15 protein-coding genes are annotated in these 18,953 nt (G+C 64.4%); 11 read left to right on the top strand and 4 right to left on the bottom strand.

Annotation, left to right across the window (positions count from 1 at the left end; all coding sequences use genetic code 11):
• Window positions 1-124: 124 nt before the first annotated feature.
• Complete coding sequence (locus tag ACF8Q6_RS03745) at window positions 125-1,147, bottom strand: DUF1853 family protein (protein ID WP_392489661.1); 1,023 nt, start codon at window positions 1,145-1,147, stop codon at window positions 125-127.
• Between ACF8Q6_RS03745 and ACF8Q6_RS03750 the strand changes: the two genes are divergently transcribed.
• The 11 genes from ACF8Q6_RS03750 (at window position 1,146) to ACF8Q6_RS03800 (ending at window position 13,207) form a co-directional block, all read left to right on the top strand.
• On the top strand, window positions 1,146-2,036 hold the full coding sequence (locus ACF8Q6_RS03750; protein ID WP_003247220.1) for an NAD(+) kinase: 891 nt from the start codon (window positions 1,146-1,148) through the stop codon (window positions 2,034-2,036). The two genes, ACF8Q6_RS03745 and ACF8Q6_RS03750, sit on opposite strands and share 2 nt — an antisense overlap.
• Window positions 2,036-3,007 (top strand): metallophosphoesterase, encoded by a 972-nt coding sequence (locus tag ACF8Q6_RS03755; protein ID WP_003247221.1) that lies wholly within the window; start codon window positions 2,036-2,038, stop codon window positions 3,005-3,007. Before ACF8Q6_RS03750 ends, ACF8Q6_RS03755 begins: the two co-directional genes overlap by 1 nt.
• Window positions 3,004-3,891 carry a rhomboid family intramembrane serine protease gene (locus tag ACF8Q6_RS03760; protein WP_392489662.1) on the top strand — a complete coding sequence of 296 codons (888 nt, stop codon included), beginning with the start codon at window positions 3,004-3,006 and terminating at the stop codon, window positions 3,889-3,891. The genes ACF8Q6_RS03755 and ACF8Q6_RS03760 overlap by 4 nt, the downstream gene beginning before the upstream one ends.
• Window positions 3,892-3,904: 13 nt before the next feature.
• On the top strand, window positions 3,905-4,165 hold the full coding sequence (locus tag ACF8Q6_RS03765; protein ID WP_003247224.1) for a YeaC family protein: 261 nt from the start codon (window positions 3,905-3,907) through the stop codon (window positions 4,163-4,165).
• Window positions 4,162-4,992, top strand: a complete 831-nt coding sequence (locus tag ACF8Q6_RS03770) for a DUF2797 domain-containing protein (RefSeq protein ID WP_014754020.1) — start codon at window positions 4,162-4,164, stop codon at window positions 4,990-4,992. The genes ACF8Q6_RS03765 and ACF8Q6_RS03770 overlap by 4 nt, the downstream gene beginning before the upstream one ends.
• 13 nt (window positions 4,993-5,005) lie before the next feature.
• Window positions 5,006-7,663: an aminopeptidase N gene (gene pepN, locus ACF8Q6_RS03775; RefSeq protein WP_392489663.1), complete on the top strand. Its 2,658-nt coding sequence runs from the start codon at window positions 5,006-5,008 to the stop codon at window positions 7,661-7,663.
• 270 nt (window positions 7,664-7,933) lie between these two features.
• On the top strand, window positions 7,934-8,974 hold the full coding sequence (locus ACF8Q6_RS03780; protein WP_392489664.1) for a WD40/YVTN/BNR-like repeat-containing protein: 1,041 nt from the start codon (window positions 7,934-7,936) through the stop codon (window positions 8,972-8,974).
• A complete protein-coding gene (locus ACF8Q6_RS03785) occupies window positions 8,971-11,370 on the top strand; it encodes an RND family transporter (RefSeq protein ID WP_003247228.1) in 2,400 nt (799 codons plus the stop codon). The genes ACF8Q6_RS03780 and ACF8Q6_RS03785 overlap by 4 nt, the downstream gene beginning before the upstream one ends.
• Before the next feature lie 151 nt (window positions 11,371-11,521).
• Window positions 11,522-11,812 (top strand): DUF5629 family protein, encoded by a 291-nt coding sequence (locus ACF8Q6_RS03790; protein WP_121783838.1) that lies wholly within the window; start codon window positions 11,522-11,524, stop codon window positions 11,810-11,812.
• A complete protein-coding gene (locus ACF8Q6_RS03795) occupies window positions 11,778-12,908 on the top strand; it encodes a lactonase family protein (RefSeq protein ID WP_392498322.1) in 1,131 nt (376 codons plus the stop codon). The genes ACF8Q6_RS03790 and ACF8Q6_RS03795 overlap by 35 nt, the downstream gene beginning before the upstream one ends.
• 122 nt (window positions 12,909-13,030) lie before the next feature.
• Entirely contained in the window at window positions 13,031-13,207 is a 177-nt protein-coding gene (locus tag ACF8Q6_RS03800; RefSeq protein WP_003247232.1) for a hypothetical protein, read from the top strand.
• 132 nt (window positions 13,208-13,339) lie between these two features.
• Here the strand turns inward: ACF8Q6_RS03800 and ACF8Q6_RS03805 are convergent, their stop codons facing one another.
• Genes ACF8Q6_RS03805 through ACF8Q6_RS03815 form a run of 3 tightly spaced genes read right to left on the bottom strand, consistent with a single transcriptional unit; the run spans window position 13,340 to window position 18,809 of the window.
• On the bottom strand, window positions 13,340-13,933 hold the full coding sequence (locus ACF8Q6_RS03805) for a glutathione S-transferase (RefSeq protein WP_392491486.1): 594 nt from the start codon (window positions 13,931-13,933) through the stop codon (window positions 13,340-13,342).
• Window positions 13,930-17,574: an AAA family ATPase gene (locus ACF8Q6_RS03810; protein ID WP_392491485.1), complete on the bottom strand. Its 3,645-nt coding sequence runs from the start codon at window positions 17,572-17,574 to the stop codon at window positions 13,930-13,932. Before ACF8Q6_RS03810 ends, ACF8Q6_RS03805 begins: the two co-directional genes overlap by 4 nt.
• Complete coding sequence (locus ACF8Q6_RS03815) at window positions 17,571-18,809, bottom strand: exonuclease SbcCD subunit D C-terminal domain-containing protein (RefSeq protein WP_012053234.1); 1,239 nt, start codon at window positions 18,807-18,809, stop codon at window positions 17,571-17,573. The genes ACF8Q6_RS03810 and ACF8Q6_RS03815 overlap by 4 nt, the downstream gene beginning before the upstream one ends.
• Window positions 18,810-18,953: the final 144 nt, after the last annotated feature.

Consider the following 18,953-nt stretch of genomic DNA (forward strand, 5'->3'; position numbering starts at 1 on the left):
GTGTTGCCAGCCACCGGCCCCTTCGCGGGCACGCCCGCTCCCACAGGTACTGCACAGTCTTGGAAGCCTGTGCAGTTGGACTGTGGGAGCGGGCGTGCCCGCGAAGGGGCCGGAACAGGCGACATCAGTTACCGGGCAGATACGGCCAGTCATCACCCACCAGAAACACCCGCTCTGCCTCCTGCCAGGCACCCTCGGCATCAGGCACCAGTCGTACCAGCAAGTGCGCCGGTGCCTGCTGTTCCAGCACATGCAGCCAGGCTGCAAACTGCTCCGCCTGCCAGCACTCACCTGACTCCACCCTCGCCGGCGCCAGCCAGGCATGCCGCTGCAGCGGCTGCCAGCGCTCGCCCTCGGCCATCACCCAGTCCCGCCGACGAAGCCAGCGCCCGCGCAAATGTTGCGGGTTGGCGCCCTCCGGCGCCTCGGCATGCCCAGGCCGTGGATAGAACAGGTAACCACCCAGCCACATTTGCGCCTGCACCTGCTCCACCCCTAGCTGGGCCAGCGCCTGACGGCTGTGCGCCCCCTTGGACATGGGCAACTGGTGCCCCGCCAGGTGCGCAAGCTTGGTCCCCAGCCGGTCATGGCAACCTGGCCCCAGCCAGGCATGGGGATCGTGCCCGGCGCCTTCCGGGCCCAGGTACAGCTTGATCGCCAGTTCCAGGTGGTGCACGCCGTCGCAGTCGCGCAACACCACGTCGAGCTCGCCCAAGGTGCGCCCGCCGTCGCGAATCGCCAGGTTGGCGGCCAGCAGCTCGATGCCTGGCGCCTGGCCCAGGGCAAATTGCCACAGGCGTTCGTAGTAATGCCCCAGGCGCCGGCTGCCCAATTGCGCCAGCCACTCGCGCAACGGTCGGTCATCGGCATCCAGGGCCCGCAACCATTGTTCAAGGCGTTGTGGCTGCTGCGCCCACAGGCTGCCCGCCAGCGGGTGTCGCTGGGGGCAGGGCGGGGCGCTGAGCAGGGGCGGCGACAACAGGGCCCATGCCAGGTCACGCACGGTAGAGTGCTGCAGTTGTCGGGGCAGGTCGTGAAGCTGGGCGAATGGCGTCATCCTGCGAGCATAGCCGGTTTGCCGCTGCCCGGTGGTTTCGCCCATAATCGGCGCATCGTCACCCGCCGCAGAGCCTCGCAGGAGCCCCATGGAGCAATTTCGCAATATCGGTATCATCGGTCGCCTTGGCAGCTCGCAGGTGCTCGACACCATTCGCCGACTGAAAAAATTCCTCCTCGATCGCCACCTGCACGTGATCCTCGAGGACACCATTGCCGAAGTGCTGCCCGGCCATGGCTTGCAGACGTCCACCCGCAAGCTGCTGGGCGAGGTCTGCGACCTGGTCATCGTGGTCGGCGGCGACGGCAGCCTGCTGGGCGCTGCCCGCGCGCTGGCCCGGCACAACATTCCGGTGCTGGGTATCAACCGTGGCAACCTGGGTTTTCTCACCGACATCCGCCCCGACGAGCTGGAACAGAAGGTCGCCGAAGTGCTCGACGGCCACTACCTGGTAGAAAACCGTTTCCTGCTGCAGGCCGAGGTGCGTCGCCACCACGAGGCCATCGGCCAGGGCGATGCGCTGAACGACGTGGTGCTGCACCCGGGCAAGTCCACGCGCATGATCGAGTTCGAGATCTACATCGACGGCCAGTTCGTCTGCAGCCAGAAGGCCGACGGCCTGATCGTCGCCACCCCCACCGGCTCCACCGCCTATGCGCTGTCGGCCGGTGGCCCGATCATGCACCCCAAGCTCGATGCCATCGTCATCGTGCCGATGTACCCACACACCTTGTCGGGCCGGCCAATCGTGGTTGACGGCAACAGCGAGCTGAAGATCGTGGTGTCCAAGGACCTGCAGATCTACCCGCAGGTGTCCTGTGACGGCCAGAACCACTTCACGTGCGCCCCCGGCGACACCATCACGGTCAGCAAAAAGCCGCAAAAGCTGCGCCTGATCCACCCGCTGGACCACAATTACTACGAGGTCTGCCGCACCAAACTGGGTTGGGGCAGCCGCCTGGGGAGCAGTGACGACTGATGCTCGATCCGGCGCGAAGTTTTGACATCATCGGCGACGTGCACGGCTGTGCACTGACCCTTGAACGCCTGCTCGACGCCCTCGGATACAAGCGCGTGGCTGGCGTGTGGCGCCACCCGCGACGTCAGGCGCTGTTCCTTGGCGACATCGTCGACCGCGGGCCACGCATTCGTGAGGCGCTGCACATCGTCCACGACATGGTCGAAGCCGGCCAGGCGTTCTGCATCATGGGCAACCACGAATACAATGCCCTGGGCTGGGTCACCCCGGCGCTGCCTGGCAGCGGCAAGGCCTATGTCCGCGAACACACGCCGCGGCATGCCCGGCTGATCGACGAAACCCTGACCCAGTTTGCCCAGCACCCCGGCGATTGGCACGATTTCGTCAACTGGTTCTACCAGCTGCCGCTGTTCATCGACGCAGGGCGCTTCCGTCTGGTGCACGCCTGCTGGGACCCGCGGCTGATCGAACCGCTGCGCCGGCAATACCCCGACGGACGCATCGATGAGCACTTCATCCAGGCCTCGGCGGTCAGTGGCAGTTTTGCCGACACGGTGTGCAACCGCCTGTTGCGCGGTACCGACATGCGCCTGCCGGACGGGCTGACGCTGACCGGCGGCGACGGCCTGACCCGTGCGTTCTTCCGCACCAAGTTCTGGGAAGAAGACCCGAAAACCTACGGTGACATCGTGTTCCAGCCCGATGCGCTCCCCGAGGAAGTGGCCAGCACCCCGCTCAGCCACAGCCAGAAGAACGCCTTGCTGCGTTATGACGAAGACCAGCCGATGCTGTTCGTCGGGCATTACTGGCGCAGCGGCCGACCGGCACCGATCCGCGCCAACCTGGCCTGCCTGGACTACAGCGCCGTGCTCTACGGCAAGCTGGTCGCCTACCGGCTGGATGATGAAACCCGTATCGACCCACACAAGTTCGTCTGGGTCGACGTCGACCGCCCACAGGCCAACCAATGAACATTATCGAAGTGATGCGCCTGCCGCTGTCGGTCGACCTCAGCGGCTTCGTCCACCTGTTGCAACGCCTGCAGGTGCCGCACCGGGTCAGCGAGGAGGGCGATGCCCAGGTCCTCTGGGCCCCCGACACCCTGGCCGAAGATGTGCTGCAGCTTTACCAGCGCTACCCCGACGGCAACGCCGACCTGCCGGCCACTGCCGACCCTGTAGGGGCGGGGTCACCCGCGAATGCCCCCACACAGCCTTCTCTGGCAGCCCAGGCCAAGGCCTGCAAAATCACCACCCTGACCCTGCTGCTGTGCTTCATCGTCGCCGGCCTTACGGGGCTTGGTGACAACTTCACCACCATCAGCTGGTTCACCTTCCTCGACTTCCGTGTCCAGGGCGACTACCTGTACTTCACCTCGCTGGCGCAAACCCTGGATGAAGGCCAGTGGTGGCGCCTGGTATCACCCATGCTGCTGCATTTCGGCGTGCTGCACCTGGCCATGAACAGCCTGTGGTACTGGGAGCTGGGCAAACGCATCGAACTGCGCCAGGGCCCGTGGGCGTTGCTGGGCCTGACCCTGCTGTTCAGCCTGGTGTCCAACCTGGCCCAGCACTACACCAGTGGGCCGAGCCTGTTTGGTGGTCTGTCCGGCGTGCTGTACGGCCTGCTCGGGCATATCTGGCTGTACCAGTGGCTGGCGCCTGACCGTTACTTCAACCTGCCCAAGGGCGTGCTGGTGATGATGCTGATCTGGCTGGTGGTATGCCTGACCGGCGTGGTCGGCACGCTCGGCCTTGGCCAGATCGCCAATGCCGCCCACGTCGGCGGGCTGCTCATCGGATGCCTGACCGGGCTCTTGGGTGGGGCGCTGGCCCGGCGTAAACTGTCGGCTTGAATCAGGAGACACTATGTCCACTTTCGCGCAAATGATTGAAAACATTACCCCGGAAATCTACCAGAGCCTGAAACTGGCCGTGGAAATCGGCAAATGGTCCGATGGCCGCAAGCTCACCGCCGAGCAGAAAGAGCTGTCGCTGCAGGCGGTCATCGCCTGGGAGATGAAGAACCTGCCTGAAGACCAGCGCACCGGCTACATGGGCCCGCAGGAGTGCGCGTCGAAGTCCGCGCCCATCGCCAACATTCTGTTCAAGTCGGACTCGGTACATTGATCGAACTAGCACGTGGCTCGTTGAGCAAGATGGCCGTAAGCCTGCAGGCACCGGTGGTGCAGTACAGCTTCCGCCTGGATGACACGCAGGTGCCGGTCAACCCCATGATCGGTCAGCGCCTGCGCCTGGAATACCTCGGCGCCATTCATTGCAGCCATTGCGGCAAGCGCACCAAGACCAGCTTCAGCCAGGGTTACTGCTACCCGTGCATGACCAAGCTGGCCCAGTGCGATGTGTGCATCATGGCCCCGGAAAAATGCCACTACGACGCCGGCACCTGCCGGGAGCCGTCGTGGGGCGAACAGTTCTGCATGACCGACCACGTCGTCTACCTGGCCAATTCGTCGGGGATCAAGGTCGGCATCACCCGTGCCACCCAGCTGCCCACCCGCTGGCTCGACCAGGGCGCCAGCCAGGCGTTGCCGATCATGCGCGTGGCCACCCGGCAGCAATCGGGCCTGGTCGAAGACGTGCTGCGCAGCCAGGTGCCGGACCGTACCAACTGGCGCGCGCTGCTCAAGGGCGATGCCGAGGTGCTCGACCTGCCGGCCATCCGGGAGCAGATCTTCGAAGCCTGCGCCGACGGCCTGCGCGAACTGCAGGGGCGCTTTGGCCTGCAGGCGATCCAGCCGCTGCCGGACGCCGAAGTGGTGCAGATGAACTACCCGGTCGAGGCGTACCCGAAGAAGATTGTCAGCTTCAACCTCGACAAGGACCCGGTGGCCGAGGGCACGCTGCTGGGCATCAAGGGCCAGTACCTGATCTTCGACACCGGTGTGATCAATATTCGCAAGTACACGGCCTACCAGTTGGCCGTGCTCCAGTAAAAAGGACCTGCACATGCGTACCGAACAACCGCAAGTGATCTACCTCAAGGATTACCAGGCGCCGGAGTACCTGATCGACGAGACGCACCTGACCTTCGAGCTGTTCGAGGACCACACGCTGGTTCACGCGCAACTGGTCATGCGCCGCAACCCGGCACGCGGTGCCGGCCTGCCGCCACTGGAACTCGATGGCCAGCAGCTGGAACTGCTGCGCGCCTCCCTGGATGACCAGGAATTGCAGCCAGGCGACTACCGGCTCGACGCCGACAGCCTGACCGTACAGCCCAAGGCCGAGCGTTTCACCCTCGACACCAGCGTGAAGATCCACCCGGAAAGCAACACCGCCCTGGAAGGCCTGTACAAGTCGGGCAAGATGTTCTGCACCCAGTGCGAGGCCGAGGGCTTCCGCAAGATCACCTACTACCTCGACCGCCCGGACGTGATGAGCACCTTCACCACCACGGTCATCGCCGAGCAGCATCGCTACCCGGTCTTGCTGTCGAACGGCAACCCGATCGGCAGCGGCCCGGCCGAAGACGGCCGTCACTGGGCGACCTGGGAAGACCCGTTCATGAAGCCGGCCTACCTGTTCGCCCTGGTGGCCGGTGACCTGTGGTGCGTTGAAGACAGCTTCACCCGCCAGTCCGGCCGTGAGGTGACCCTGCGCATCTACGTCGAGCCCGAGAATATCGACAAGTGTGACCACGCCATGGTCAGCCTGAAAAAGTCCATGCGCTGGGACGAAGAAGTCTATGGCCGCGAGTACGACCTGGACATCTTCATGATTGTTGCGGTCAATGACTTCAACATGGGCGCCATGGAAAACAAGGGCCTGAACATCTTCAACTCCAGCTGTGTGCTGGCCCGCGCCGAAACCGCCACCGATGCTGCGCACCAGCGCGTCGAAGGGGTGGTCGCTCACGAGTATTTCCACAACTGGTCGGGCAACCGTGTCACCTGCCGTGACTGGTTCCAGCTGTCGCTGAAGGAAGGCTTCACGGTGTTCCGCGATGCCGAGTTCAGTGCCGACATGAACTCGCGCACGGTCAAGCGCATCGAAGACGTCGCCTACCTGCGCACCCACCAGTTCGCCGAAGACGCGGGCCCCATGGCCCACCCGGTGCGCCCGGACAGCTTCATCGAAATCTCCAACTTCTACACCCTGACCGTCTACGAGAAGGGCGCCGAAGTGGTGCGCATGGTCCGCACCCTGTTGGGTACCGAAGGCTTCCGTAAAGGCAGCGACCTGTACTTTGAACGTCACGATGGTCAGGCGGTCACCACCGACGACTTCATCAAGGCCATGGAAGACGCCAATGGCGTCGACTTTACCCAGTTCAAGCGCTGGTACAGCCAGGCGGGTACTCCGCGTCTGGAGGTCAGCGAGGCGTATGACGCCGCCGCGCAGACCTACAGCCTGACGTTCCGCCAGAGCTGCCCGCAGACCCCTGACAAGGCCGAGAAACTGCCGTTCGTGATCCCGGTGGAGCTGGGCCTGCTGGATGCCGCCGGCAACGATCTGCCGCTGCAGTTGGCGGGCGAAGAGGCCGCTCAAGGGACCAGCCGCGTGCTGTCGGTGACCGAGGCCGAGCAAACCTTCACCTTCCACGGCATTCAGGCCAGGCCGCTGCCGTCGCTGCTGCGTGGCTTCAGCGCCCCGGTGAAGCTGAGCTTCCCGTATGACCGCGACCAGCTGATGTTCCTGATGCAGCACGACAGCGACGGCTTCAACCGCTGGGAAGCGGGCCAGCAGTTGTCGGTGCAGGTACTGCAGGAACTGATCGGCCAGCATCAACGCGGTGAAGCCCTGAAGCTCGACCAGCGCCTGATCACCGCCCTGGGCACTGTGCTGGGCAACGAATCGCTGGACCCGGCCATGGTGGCCGAAATGCTCTCGCTGCCAGGTGAGGCGTACCTTACCGAGATCAGCCAGGTGGCCGACGTCGACGCCATCCACGCCGCCCGCGAGTTCGCACGCCAGCAGATCGCCGAACACCTGTTCGACGCCCTGTGGGCGCGTTACCAGGCCCACCGTGCAGTGTCGCGCAGCACTGCCTATGTGGCCTCGGCCGAGCACTTTGCCCGCCGCAGCCTGCAGAACATCGCCCTGTCGTACCTGATGCAGAGTGGCAAGCAACAGGTGCTGGACGCGACCCTGGAGCAGTTCGAGCACTGCGACAACATGACCGAGCGCCTTACCGCGCTGGCGGTACTGGTCAACTCGCCGTTCGAGGCCGAGCGCGCCAAAGCGCTGGAGGCCTTTGCCGAGCACTTCAAGGACAACCCGCTGGTCATGGACCAATGGTTCAGCGTGCAGGCGGCCAGCACGCTGCCGGGCGGGCTGGCGCGGGTCAAGGCGTTGATGCAGCACCCGGCCTTCACCCTGAAGAACCCGAACAAGGTGCGTGCGCTGATCGGTGCCTTTGCCGGGCAGAACCTGGTCAACTTCCATGCTGCCGATGGCTCCGGGTATCGCTTCCTGGCGGACCTGGTGATCGAGCTGAATGCGCTGAATCCGCAGATTGCCTCGCGGCAACTGGCGCCGCTGACCCGCTGGCGCAAGTATGACGATGCGCGTCAGGCGCTGATGAAGGGTGAGCTGGAGCGGATTCTGGCTTCTGGGGAGCTGTCCAGTGATGTGTATGAAGTTGTGAGCAAGAGTCTGGCGTAATTCTGGTGAATTGGGGCTGCTTTGCAGCCTTTCGCGGGTGAACCCGCTCCTACAGGGGGCGTAACCTTGTAGGAGCGGGTTTACCCGCGAAGGGCCGCCCAGCGGCCCCGGCTTCCCCCGGCCGACAACAAAACATAACACCCCGCCCGTTGTCTTCCCGCAAACATCCCCGCTACGATCCCCTCAAGCGATTGCAGGCCTCTAGATCAGGCTTTTTGCAAAGCCTGCAATGCATTGACCCACCAACAAGAACACAACAAGGGGGCAGTCATGAGGGAACAGCTACGTACGCCAGCCAGGCGTGGTGCCTGGCCTTGGGCAGCCAGCGCGATGCTGGCATTGGCATTGGGGGTGTGGGCCGACAGCGCCCAGGCCGCGGCCGCCGACGAATACTCCACCGAATCGGCCAAGGCCAGCCAAAGCCTGTTGATCGACGCCACCCATGCCGGCAAGCGCCTGGTGGTGGTGGGTGATCGCGGCCACATTCTGTTCTCCGACGACCAAGGCAGTACCTGGACCCAGGCCCGGGTACCCACCCGGCAATTGCTCACTGCCGTGTTTTTCCTCGACGACAAGCGTGGCTGGGCCGTCGGCCACGACGCGCAGATCCTCGCCAGCAGCGACGGCGGCGCCACCTGGAGCAAGCAGTTCGAAGACCTCGCCCGTGAAGCGCCCTTGCTCGATGTCACCTTCCTTGACGCCCAGCACGGCTTTGCCGTGGGGGCCTATGGTGCCTTGCTGGAAACCACCGATGGTGGGCAGCACTGGCAGGATGTGGCCGAGCGGCTGGACAACCCGGACCAGCTGCACCTGAACGGTATCGCCCAAGTGCGCGATGCCGGCCTGTTCATCGTGGGTGAGCAGGGCGGCATGTTCCGCTCCACCGACAACGGCCAGACCTGGGCCAAGGTCCAGGGCCCCTACGAGGGCTCGTTGTTCGGCGTGATCGGCACCGCCAGGCCGCAGACCCTGCTGGCCTACGGCCTTCGCGGCAACCTGTTCCGCTCCAGCGACTTCGGTGACAGCTGGCAGCCGATCGAACTCAAGGCCGCGCGCGGTACCCTGGAGTTCGGCCTGGCAGGCGCTACGCTTGTCGATGATGGCAGCCTGGTGCTGGTCGGCAATGGTGGCAGCGTGCTGCGCAGCACGGACAACGGCCAGACCTTCAGCGTTTACAACCGTGCCGACCGCCTGGCCCTGGCCGGCGTCAGTGGCCTGGCCAACGGCGGCCTGCTGCTGGTGGGGCAGGGGGGTGTGCACCTGGCCAGCGCCGAAGGGGCTGATCAGGCGGCCCGGGAGGTGCGTCCATGACCAGCAGGGAGAGCATTGCCATGCACCCGCATCACCAGGATAAAGCCACGCTGCTCGAACGCCTGATCTTCAACAACCGCCCAGTGGTCATCGCCCTGTGCGTGCTGGTCAGCATTTTCCTGTTCTGGCAGGCCACGCAGATTCGCCCCTCCACCAGCTTCGAGAAGATGATCCCGCTGCAGCATCCGTTCATCGAGCAGATGATGGAGCACCGCAACGACCTGGCCAACCTCGGCAACACCGTGCGCATCTCGGTGGAGGCGGTGAACGGTGACATCTTCGACAAGGACTACATGGAGACCCTGCGTCAGATCCATGACGAAGTGTTCTACATCCCGGGTGTCGATCGGGCCGGGCTGAAGTCACTGTGGAGCCCCAGCGTGCGCTGGAGCGAGGTCACCGAAGAGGGGTTTTCCGGTGGCGAGGTCATCCCTAACACCTACAACGGGTCGCAGGACAGCCTCGATACCCTGCGCGACAACGTGCTCAAATCAGGCCAGGTGGGGCGCCTGGTAGGCAACAACTTCAAGTCCAGCATCGTCGACGTGCCGCTGCTGGAGAGCTACCCCGACCCGCAGGACCCGGGCAAACAGGTGAAGCTGGACTACCAGCAGTTCTCTCACCTGCTGGAAGAGAAGATCCGTGACAAGTTCCAGGCGCAGAACCCCAATGTAAAAATCCACATCGTCGGCTTTGCCAAGAAGGTCGGTGACCTGATCGATGGCCTGGTGATGGTGGCGATGTTCTTCGGCGTCGCCCTGGTGATCACCTGGGTGCTGTTGTACTGGTTTACCTGGTGCATCCGCAGCACTGTCGCCGTGCTCATCACCACGCTGGTGGCGGTGGTCTGGCAGCTGGGGCTGATGCATGCGGTGGGCTTTGGCCTGGACCCGTACTCGATGCTGGTGCCGTTCCTGATCTTCGCCATCGGCATTTCCCACGGGGTGCAGAAGATCAACGGCATCGCCCTGCAGTCGAGTGACGCCGACAACGCCCTTACCGCTGCCCGGCGCACATTCCGTCAGTTGTTCCTGCCGGGAATGATCGCCATCCTTGCCGACGCGGTGGGCTTCATTACCCTGCTGATCATCGACATCGGGGTGATTCGCGAACTGGCCATCGGCGCCTCCATCGGCGTGGCGGTGATCGTGTTCACCAACCTGATCCTGCTGCCGGTGGCCATCTCCTACGTGGGCATCAGCAAGAAGGCCATCGAGCGCAGCAAGAAAGACGCGACCCGAGAGCACCCGTTCTGGCGCCTGTTGTCGAACTTCGCCAGTGCCAAGGTGGCGCCGGTGTCGGTGGTGCTGGCGCTGCTCGCCTTCGCCGGTGGCCTGTGGTACAGCCAGAACCTGAAGATCGGCGACCTCGACCAGGGTGCACCGGAGCTGCGCCCCGACTCGCGGTACAACCAGGACAACAACTTCATCATCAGCAACTACTCGACCAGTTCCGATGTGCTGGTGATCATGGTCAAGACGCCGTCGGAGAAGTGCTCGGTCCACTCCACCATGGCGCCGATCGACGAGCTGATGTGGACCATGGAAAACACCCCTGGCGTACAGTCGGCGATTTCCCTGGTCACCGTTTCCAAACAGGTGATCAAGGGCATGAACGAGGGCAGCCTGAAATGGGAAACCCTGTCGCGTAACCCGGACATCCTCAACAACTCCATCGCCCGGGCTGACGGCCTTTACAACGGCGACTGCTCATTGGCACCCGTGCTGGTGTTCCTCAATGACCACAAGGCTGAAACGCTGGAGCGCGTCACCGCCGTGGCCAAGGCGTTTGCCGACAGCCATGACAAGGAAGGCCTGCAGTTTCTGCTGGCGGCGGGCAACGCCGGTATCGAGGCAGCAACCAACGAAGTGATCAAGTCGGCCGAGCTGACTATCCTGATCCTGGTGTACATCTGCGTGGCAGTGATGTGCCTGATCACCTTCCGCTCGTTCGCCGCCACGCTGTGCATCGTGCTGCCCCTGGTGCTGACCTCGGTGCTGGGCAACGCGCTGATGGCCTATATGGGCATCGGGGTGAAGGTGGCGACCTTGCCGGTGGTGGCGCTGGGGGTGGGGATTGGCGTGGATTACGGCATCTACATCTACAGCCGGCTGGAGAGCTTCCTGCGTGCGGGGCTGCCGTTGCAGGAGGCCTATTACCAGACCCTGCGCTCGACGGGTAAAGCCGTGTTGTTCACTGGCTTGTGCCTGGCCATCGGCGTGTGTACCTGGATCTTCTCGGCAATCAAGTTCCAGGCTGATATGGGGCTGATGCTGACCTTCATGCTGCTGTGGAACATGTTTGGCGCGCTGTGGCTGCTGCCGGCGCTGGCACGGTTCCTGATCAAGCCGGAGAAGATGGTGGGCAAGGAGGGGGGCTCGATTTTCGCCCATTGAATCGCAAGGGGGCCGCATTGCGGCCCAATCGCGACACAAGGCCGCTCCTCCACTAGGTTCGCGTGCCCTTGTAGAAGCAGCCTTGTGTCGCGATGGGGCTGCAAAGCAGCACCAGGGTTATAATGCCGCCACATCTTCCACAGGTACCCCCATGTCCCCCCTCGCCACCGCCCTGCAGTCCTGCGACATGCTCCTGATTGACGGCCTGCACGCCTTCGATTTCACCGCCGACGCATCCGGTCTCACCGTCGAATGCATGGACGGCCGCCAGCTTCGCCGCTGGTCCTTCACCCCCGAACAAGTCGCCGCCGCTATCGCCACCGGCGATGAATGGCAACTCAACGATGCCAACGGCGAGCATCGGCTAATCTGTATGAGTGCCTTTCGTGCCCCGGATGATGACCAAGATGAACCGGACCTGGACGAGCCTGCTGACCGCTAGCCTGATGAGCCTGACAATCTCTGCCCACGCTGCCACCTTGCTGGTGGGCAGCTACACCGATGGCGCCAGCCAGGGTATCTACCGCTACCATTTCGACGACAAGGCCGGCCAAATCGGCCTCACACCCCTGCAGGTGGTGAAAAGCGTCAGCCCTTCGTGGCTGGTGCTGTCGGCCGACCAGCGTCAGCTGTTCGCGGTGAATGAGACCCCGCAGGGCCATGCCAGCAGTTTCAGCATCAGCAGCAAAGGCGAAATCAAGCCGCTCAACCAAGTGGTCACCCAGGGCGACGAGCCCACCCACGCCAGCCTCAGCCGTGACCAGCGCTACCTGTTCGTGGCCAACTACGCAGTCAACCCCGACCCCGGTGGCAGCCTGGTGGTGATCCCGGTGGCCAAGGACGGCAAGCTCAAGCCCGTGGTGCAACAGGCCCGGCATAGGGCGAGCGGGGTCAACCCTGAACGCCAGGCCGGTGCTCACGTGCATTCGCTGGTGCTGTCGCCGGATGGCCAGCACCTGTATGCCAGCGACCTGGGTGCCGACAAGGTGTTCATCTACCGCTACGACGGTGCCAGTGCGGACCACCCGCTGACAGCGGCGATACCTGCGTCCGTGGCCTTGCCGCCGGGCAGCGGTCCGCGTCACTTGCTGTTCGACGCCAAGGGCCGGCACGCCTACCTCACCCTGGAAATGAACGCCGAGGTGGTGATGTTCGATGTGCAGGACGGCAACCTGGTTGAACGCCAGCGCTTACCCCTGACCGAGCGTCAGGAGGCCGCAGCGAAGGCAGCAGGTGGCTTGCACCTGTCGGCGGACGGGCGCTTCCTGTACGTGAGCAACCGTGGCACGGCCAATGAAATTGTGGCGTTCAGCGTAGGCAAGCAGGACGGCCAGTTGACGTTCCTGCAGCGTCGCTCGGCAGAAGGTGATCACCCTCGGGAGTTTGCCCTGGACCCGAGTGACAACTTCCTGCTGGTGGCCAACCAGAAGAGCAACCAGATCGTGGTGATACGTCGCGATCCGCGCAGTGGCAAGCTGCTGGAAACGGTGCAGACGCTGAAGCAGGATGCACCCTCGGACCTCAAGTTCATCGAGTGATATCGATCAGCGTGATAATCGGTACTGCCGCAATGAATTTTTGCGTGCGGCCTCGGCGGCGTAAGTTTGACCCAAGGCCCAAAAGGGCCACCGTCAAACCACCGCCGTCGAGGTCAGCCCAGATGAACTTCAATCTCTTCCCGGTTATTGCCGCATCCGCCATTTCCGCATCGGTCGTCCTGCCAGCGCATGCCCATGCCGACAGCAGCAAGGCTTCTGCCACCCACAGCTACACCGAGCAGTACCTGCGCCAGAGCGCCAATTTCCATGCGGCCCTGAGTGGCAAGCACCACCACTGATCTGGCTTGTGTGAGGTCCTTGTGGGAGCGGGCATGCCCGCGAACACCGGCAGAGCCGGTGCCATCCACCGCGGTGCCTGCTTCGCGGGCATGCCCGCTCCCACACGGACCCATGTGCAGCCCGATGTTTAATCAGCGGACCATGATTGCCTTGAACAGCTCCGAAGCCAGCCACCCCTCCAGCCAGCTCCGCACACGCGGATAAGCCGCCTCGGCGAACCACTGCGGTTCGACCCCGGCAAACTGGCGCATCAGGGGCAGCAACGCGGCATCGGCCATGCTCGGGTGGTTGGCCAGCAGGTAAGCCCGCCCCACCAGCAAGCCTTCGAGCTCCGCCAGCCAGGCCTCGGCCTGCTGGCGGTAATGCTCGCGGGAATGCTCCGGGTAACGTTCGGCATACTTATACAGGTTCACGTGCGCCTTGAACGTGGTGTCATTGCGCGCAATCAGCCTTTCAGCCTGCTGCGCAGCCGCAGGGTTGGCCTGTAGCCGCCAATCCTGCGGGTCGTTTTGCGTCAGCGCCCAGCGCATGATGTCCAGGCTCTCTTCCAGTACCTCGGCACCGGTATCCAGCACCGGTACCGTGCCCTTGGGCGACAAGGCCAGCAGCTCTGCCGGCTTGTTCTTCATCGCCACCTCGCAAATTTCCACCTCGCAGCCGGCATAGCGCAGGGCCAGGCGCGCACGCATGGCCCATGGGCAGCGGCGGAACGAGTAGAGGATCACCCGCACACCTCCACGTCACTGAGGCCATTACCCTGGCGCCGCACCTGGATCTGCACCGGGATGCGCTCGTGCATTTCCTGTACGTGGGAAATCACCGCCACTTTGCGGCCCTGGGCTTGCAAGCCGTCGAGGGCGTCCATTGCCAGTTGCAGCGACTCGGGGTCGAGGCTGCCGAAGCCTTCGTCGATGAACAGCGACTCGATACGCAAGGTGCTGGACGCCATCGACGCCAGGCCCAGCGCCAGGGCCAGCGACACCAGGAAGGTTTCCCCGCCCGACAACGAGTGCACCGAACGCAGTTCGTCGCCCATCTCGGTGTCCAGCACCAGCAGGCCAAGGGCGCTGCCGCCGCGCTTGAGGCGGTAGCGACGGGCCAGCTGACGTAGCTGGGCGTTGGCGTGGTGCAGCAGCAGGTCAAGGTTGTAGCCTTGGGCGATCTTGCGGAACACATCACCGGAGGCCGAACCGATCAGGGCATTGAGGCGGGCCCAGCGTTGCCACTGCTGGTGGGCCTGTTCGATTTCTGCCGCCAGCGCCTGGTGGGCCTGCTGGCGGCGCTGATCGTCGGCCTGCTGCGCGCGCAGTTCGGCGCACTGCTGCTCATGGTTGACCAGCCGCCCGCGCAGCTCGGTCAGGGCGTGTTCCAGGGCTTCGGCCGAGGTGTCCACGGTCATTTGTGCGGCGTGTTGTTGCAGGCGCTGCTCACGTTCCTGCAGCAGCACGCGGCCCTGCTCGATGGCTTTTTCCGCGCCTTGCAAACGCTGGCGCAATTCATTGACTTGCGCGTCATCCATGGCCAGCAGGCGATCGAGGCCGGCATCGTCCAGTTCCGGATGCTCGCTGCGCCACTGGGCGATCTGGGCCTGCAACTGTTGGCATTCGGCATCCAGTGCCTGTTGTTGCTGGGTATTGGCCTTGAGCTCGCTGGCCAGTTGCACGCCTTGGGTGCGCAGATCTTGCAGGCGCTGGGTGGTGTCGGCATCGAGGGCGCGGGCTTGTTCCAGCGTGGCTTCCATATGCTGCTGCCAGGCTTCGGCACTGGCATGTTCGCCTAGCAGCTCGCCGAGTGAGGCCAGGGCTTGCTGGCGTTGCTCGTCGAGGGCGGCCAGTTTTTGCTGCAACTGCTGCAGGCCTTCCATGCGCGCCTGCTGTTGGTCACGCAGTTTGTCCAGCTGGGCTTGTCGGGCTTGCTGTTCTTCCTGTTCGTCCTTGCGCTGTTCCAGTTGCTGCAGGCGCTGGGCAATCTGCTGGTCGAGGGCGAGGAAGGCATTGGCCGGGTCGTCGTTGAGGGCCTTGAGCGCTTCCTCTGGCAGTACGCCGGCCAGGTCGTTCAGGCCTTGCTGCAACAGCTGTTCGTCGTTGGCCAGGGCCTGGTGCTGTTGCTCCAGATGGCGTTGGGCCTGTTGCTGGGCGTCGTGGGCCGCCTGCAATTGCTGGTTCAGGCGGGCGGCGTCTTTTTGCAGGGCCAGCAGGGCGCTCTGGCGTTTCTCGTCCTGGCTGATTTCTTCATCCAGGCGACGCAGCTGGCTGTCGAGCCAGGTGTTACGGGCCTTGTCGTCCTGCGGGGCGAGGGCTGGCCACAGGCTGTGTGCCTGTACCTGAGCCACCAGCGGTTGCAACTGTTCGCCCAGTTGCTGCTGCTGTTGCTGGAAGTCCTTGAGCTGGGCATTGACCACACCCAGCTGGGTACGCAGCTCCACCAGCTTGCTGTTGAGCGTCTCGACCTGCTTCTGGGCGGCGTGCTCTTCGGCCTGGTCATGGCGGCCCAGGCTCTGCAGCAGCGCTTCTGGCTGATGGAAGGGGTGTTCGGCGCTGCCACAGACCGGGCAGGGTTCGCCGTCACGCAGTTGGTTACGCAGTTCTTCGACGCTGGTGTTGCGTGCCAGGCGTTGGCGTTCCAGCAGTTGACGGGTGAGCGTCAACGCCTGTTCGGCGGCCTCCAGCCCGGCCTTGGCGGCGGTGCCTTCGGTAATCAGTTGCTGGCGTTGCAGCATGGCCTGCTGCTGCCGTTCGCGCAGGGCATCCAGCTGCTGGCGCAGCTCCTGTTCACGGCCGTGCAGGCGTGACATTTCCTCTACGGCGCGCTGCTGTTTGCGGTTGTCCTGCAACATGCCGCCGAGCAGGTCGATCTGCTCGGCCAGGGCCTGGGGTTCGGCCTTGGCTTCACGGAACAACAGGTCGTAGGCGTCGCGCTCGGCCTGCAAGCGCGCATTGGCCTGGCTGGCCTGGGCCTGCAGGCCGGGTAGCTCTTCTCGGCCCTTGGTCAGCCGGCCACCGATCAGCATCACCTGCTTCAGTTGCGGCAGGTAGGCGTGCCAGGCATTGGCCAGGCCCGCCAGGTGCTGGCTGTCGGCAAGCGCGGTGTCGATCAGCGCCAGTTGTTGCACGCTGCGCTGCTGGTTGTCTTCCAGCTGCTGCAGTTGCTGCTGGCCGTCAGCGACCTGCTGTTGCGCCTGCTGGCTGATGCTGCGCTGGGCGGCCAGCTCCTGGTCCAGGCGTGCCAGCGTATCCTGAGCGGCAAAGGCCTGGCGCAGGCGCGGCGCGTTCTCGCCGTGCTCGGCCTGGCGGTCGGCAAGCGCTTGGCGCGCAGTGTCAAGCGCCTGTTCGAGTTCGCGGGTGCGCACCTGCAGTTCGGCTTGCTGCTGTTGCTGTTCGGCCATTTTCGCGGCCACTGGCGCCAGCTGTGCGCTCAGGGCCTGTCGGCGGTGGAACTGGTGACGCTCTGGGGCCAGGCGCTCCAGGCGTGCCAGGTCCAGGCGTGGTTCGGCCAGCTGTTGCCAGTCCAGTTCGGCGGCCTGCAGCGTGGTGCTGGCTTCGGTGTGTTGGGCCTGTAGCTGGCGTTGCTCATTCAGCCAGTTGCGTTGCTGCTCCAGCTGCCGCTCGCCGGCCTGGTCGGCCTTGAACTGCTGCTGCGCCTGCTCCAGGCGCTGGTCGAGCTCGGCACGGGCCTCGGCAGCCATCGGCAGCAGATGGCTGGCGCGCTCTTTCAGGGCGTTGTGTGCCTCGCCGGCTTCGCGCGCCTTGCTGAAGGCACGCTGGCCCAGGCGGGTGTAGATCGCGGTGTTGGTGAGCTTTTCCAGCAACTCGCTGCGGTCTTTGTCGTCGGCCTTGAGGAACGCGCCGAACTCGCTCTGGGCCAGCATCACCGCACGGGTGAACTGCTCGAAGTTCAGGCCCAGGCGGGCTTCGACCAGTTGCTTGTATTCGTTCTTGCCACTGCCGAGCACTTGCTCGCTGTCGAGGTCGTAGAAGCTCTGACGGCTGTGTTGCAGTTTGCCGTTGGCCTTGTCGCGGGCGCGGTTGGCTTCCCAGCGGGCGCGGTAGCGGCGGCCGTCGATGCCGACGAAATCGACCTCGGCAAAACCGCTGCCGGTGCCACGGCGCAGCAGGTTGCGCGGGTCGGAGGTGGGGATGTCGCCGTCGGCGTCCGGCACCTTGGCCTCACGGCCAATGGCATTGAGGCGTGGCACGGTGCCGAACAGCGCCAGGCACAGGGCGTCAAGCAGGGTGCTCTTGCCGGCACCGGTAGGCCCGGTGATGGCGAACAGGCCAGCGCTGGCCAAGGGTTCTGCGGTGAAATCGATGTCGATCGGGCCGGCCAGCGATGCCAGGTTCTTCAGGCGGATGGCGAGAATCTTCATGGCTGTTCCTCTTCCTGCTGCACGTCCTGCAACAGCAGGGCGAAGTCGGCCAGCGCCTGCTCGTCGGCGGGGTTGCCGTAGGCTTGCTCCCAGGCGCGGCTGAACAGGTCTTGCGGGGTCATCTGGGCCAGTTCGACAAAGGCCAGGTCATCGTCTTCGGCGTTGTTGCGGCCGGCGTACTCGGCGCTGATGCGGATCAACCGTACCGCCTTGCCTTCAAGCGCGGTTTCGATCTGCTGGCGCAGGTCGGGTTGCGGCTCGTCGAGCATCACCCGCACCTCCAGCCAGGGCTGGCGGTTGGGGTCTTCAAGCAGGTCGATCACGGGCAGGTCGGCCAGTTGCTGCAACAGCTCGCCCAGCGGTGCCGGGCCCACCCGTTGCAGGGCCACGGCGCGTGGTACGGGGCGTGGCTCGACGCTGACCAGGCCGTTGCCGTCCAGCTCCACTTCCAGGACCTGGTGCGGGTAGTTGATTTCGGCGAACGACAGCGGGATTGGCGAGCCGCTGTAGCGGATACGTTCTTCGCGGTTGACCTTCTGCGGTTTGTGCAGATGGCCCAGGGCGACGTAGCTGATAGCCTTGTCGAACAGCTTGGCCGGCAGCGCCTCGGCGTTGCCGATGATCAGGCTGCGTTCGGAGTCTTCCGACACCGCGCCACCGGCCATGTGCGCGTGGCTGATGGCGATCAGCGCCTGGTCTTTCTTGCGTTTCTTCAGGGCGGCGGCGATCAGTTGCTGATGCACCTGGGTGATGCCTTGCAGGTAGTCGTCACCCAGCTGCGGGCCGGTCACTTCGGCCGGGCGCAGGAACGGCAGGGCAAGGCACCAGGCAGCGACCTTGCCCCGGCCGTTGGTCAGAGGGATCAGCAGGCGCTCGGCATCCAGCTGGCCCTCGTCCAGCCAGTGCACACGGCCCAGGGCATGGGTGCGCAGGCGGCGCATGAGTGCTGCGGGCAGCTCGATGCGCGAACCGGAGTCGTGATTGCCGGCGATCATCACGATGTCCAGCTTGGGCTGTTGCTCATGGGCCTGGACGATGAAGTCGTAGAGGCGTTCCTGGGCTTTGACGGGCGGGTTGACGGTGTCGAAGATGTCGCCCGCAATCAGCAGCGCATCCGGCTGGCGCAGGCGCAGCTGGCCGAGCAGCCAGTCGAGGAAGCAGGCGTGTTCGAAGTCGCGTTCCTGGCCGTGCAGGCTTTGGCCCAGGTGCCAGTCGGAGGTATGAAACAGACGCATGGATGACCTGTTGGTGTCGAGTCGAGCAAGCGAGGGCTTGGCTTGGGTGATGGGTGTTGCGCAAGGGCGGTATGGTAACCCAAGCACGGGGCCGCTGTGCGGCCCGAAAGTTCAGCGCTTGATCTCATCGGCGTACGGTGCTGG

Origin of the sequence: Pseudomonas sp. GLN_2 (genome assembly GCF_043106005.1) — a bacterium.
Classification (GTDB): domain Bacteria; phylum Pseudomonadota; class Gammaproteobacteria; order Pseudomonadales; family Pseudomonadaceae; genus Aquipseudomonas; species Aquipseudomonas alloputida.

What these genes read in the sequence shown, in the direction of transcription:
- ACF8Q6_RS03755 (WP_003247221.1), top strand. Translation starts at nt 2,036, where the DNA reads ATGCTCGATCCGGCGCGAAGTTTTGACATCATCGGCGACGTGCACGGC.
- ACF8Q6_RS03745 (WP_392489661.1), bottom strand. Translation starts at nt 1,147, where the DNA reads ATGGGGCTCCTGCGAGGCTCTGCGGCGGGTGACGATGCGCCGATTATG.
- pepN (WP_392489663.1), top strand. Translation starts at nt 5,006, where the DNA reads ATGCGTACCGAACAACCGCAAGTGATCTACCTCAAGGATTACCAGGCG.
- ACF8Q6_RS03815 (WP_012053234.1), bottom strand. Translation starts at nt 18,809, where the DNA reads ATGCGTCTGTTTCATACCTCCGACTGGCACCTGGGCCAAAGCCTGCAC.
- ACF8Q6_RS03750 (WP_003247220.1), top strand. Translation starts at nt 1,146, where the DNA reads ATGGAGCAATTTCGCAATATCGGTATCATCGGTCGCCTTGGCAGCTCG.
- ACF8Q6_RS03790 (WP_121783838.1), top strand. Translation starts at nt 11,522, where the DNA reads ATGTCCCCCCTCGCCACCGCCCTGCAGTCCTGCGACATGCTCCTGATT.
- ACF8Q6_RS03765 (WP_003247224.1), top strand. Translation starts at nt 3,905, where the DNA reads ATGTCCACTTTCGCGCAAATGATTGAAAACATTACCCCGGAAATCTAC.
- ACF8Q6_RS03785 (WP_003247228.1), top strand. Translation starts at nt 8,971, where the DNA reads ATGACCAGCAGGGAGAGCATTGCCATGCACCCGCATCACCAGGATAAA.
- ACF8Q6_RS03780 (WP_392489664.1), top strand. Translation starts at nt 7,934, where the DNA reads ATGAGGGAACAGCTACGTACGCCAGCCAGGCGTGGTGCCTGGCCTTGG.
- ACF8Q6_RS03810 (WP_392491485.1), bottom strand. Translation starts at nt 17,574, where the DNA reads ATGAAGATTCTCGCCATCCGCCTGAAGAACCTGGCATCGCTGGCCGGC.
- ACF8Q6_RS03800 (WP_003247232.1), top strand. Translation starts at nt 13,031, where the DNA reads ATGAACTTCAATCTCTTCCCGGTTATTGCCGCATCCGCCATTTCCGCA.
- ACF8Q6_RS03795 (WP_392498322.1), top strand. Translation starts at nt 11,778, where the DNA reads ATGAACCGGACCTGGACGAGCCTGCTGACCGCTAGCCTGATGAGCCTG.
- ACF8Q6_RS03760 (WP_392489662.1), top strand. Translation starts at nt 3,004, where the DNA reads ATGAACATTATCGAAGTGATGCGCCTGCCGCTGTCGGTCGACCTCAGC.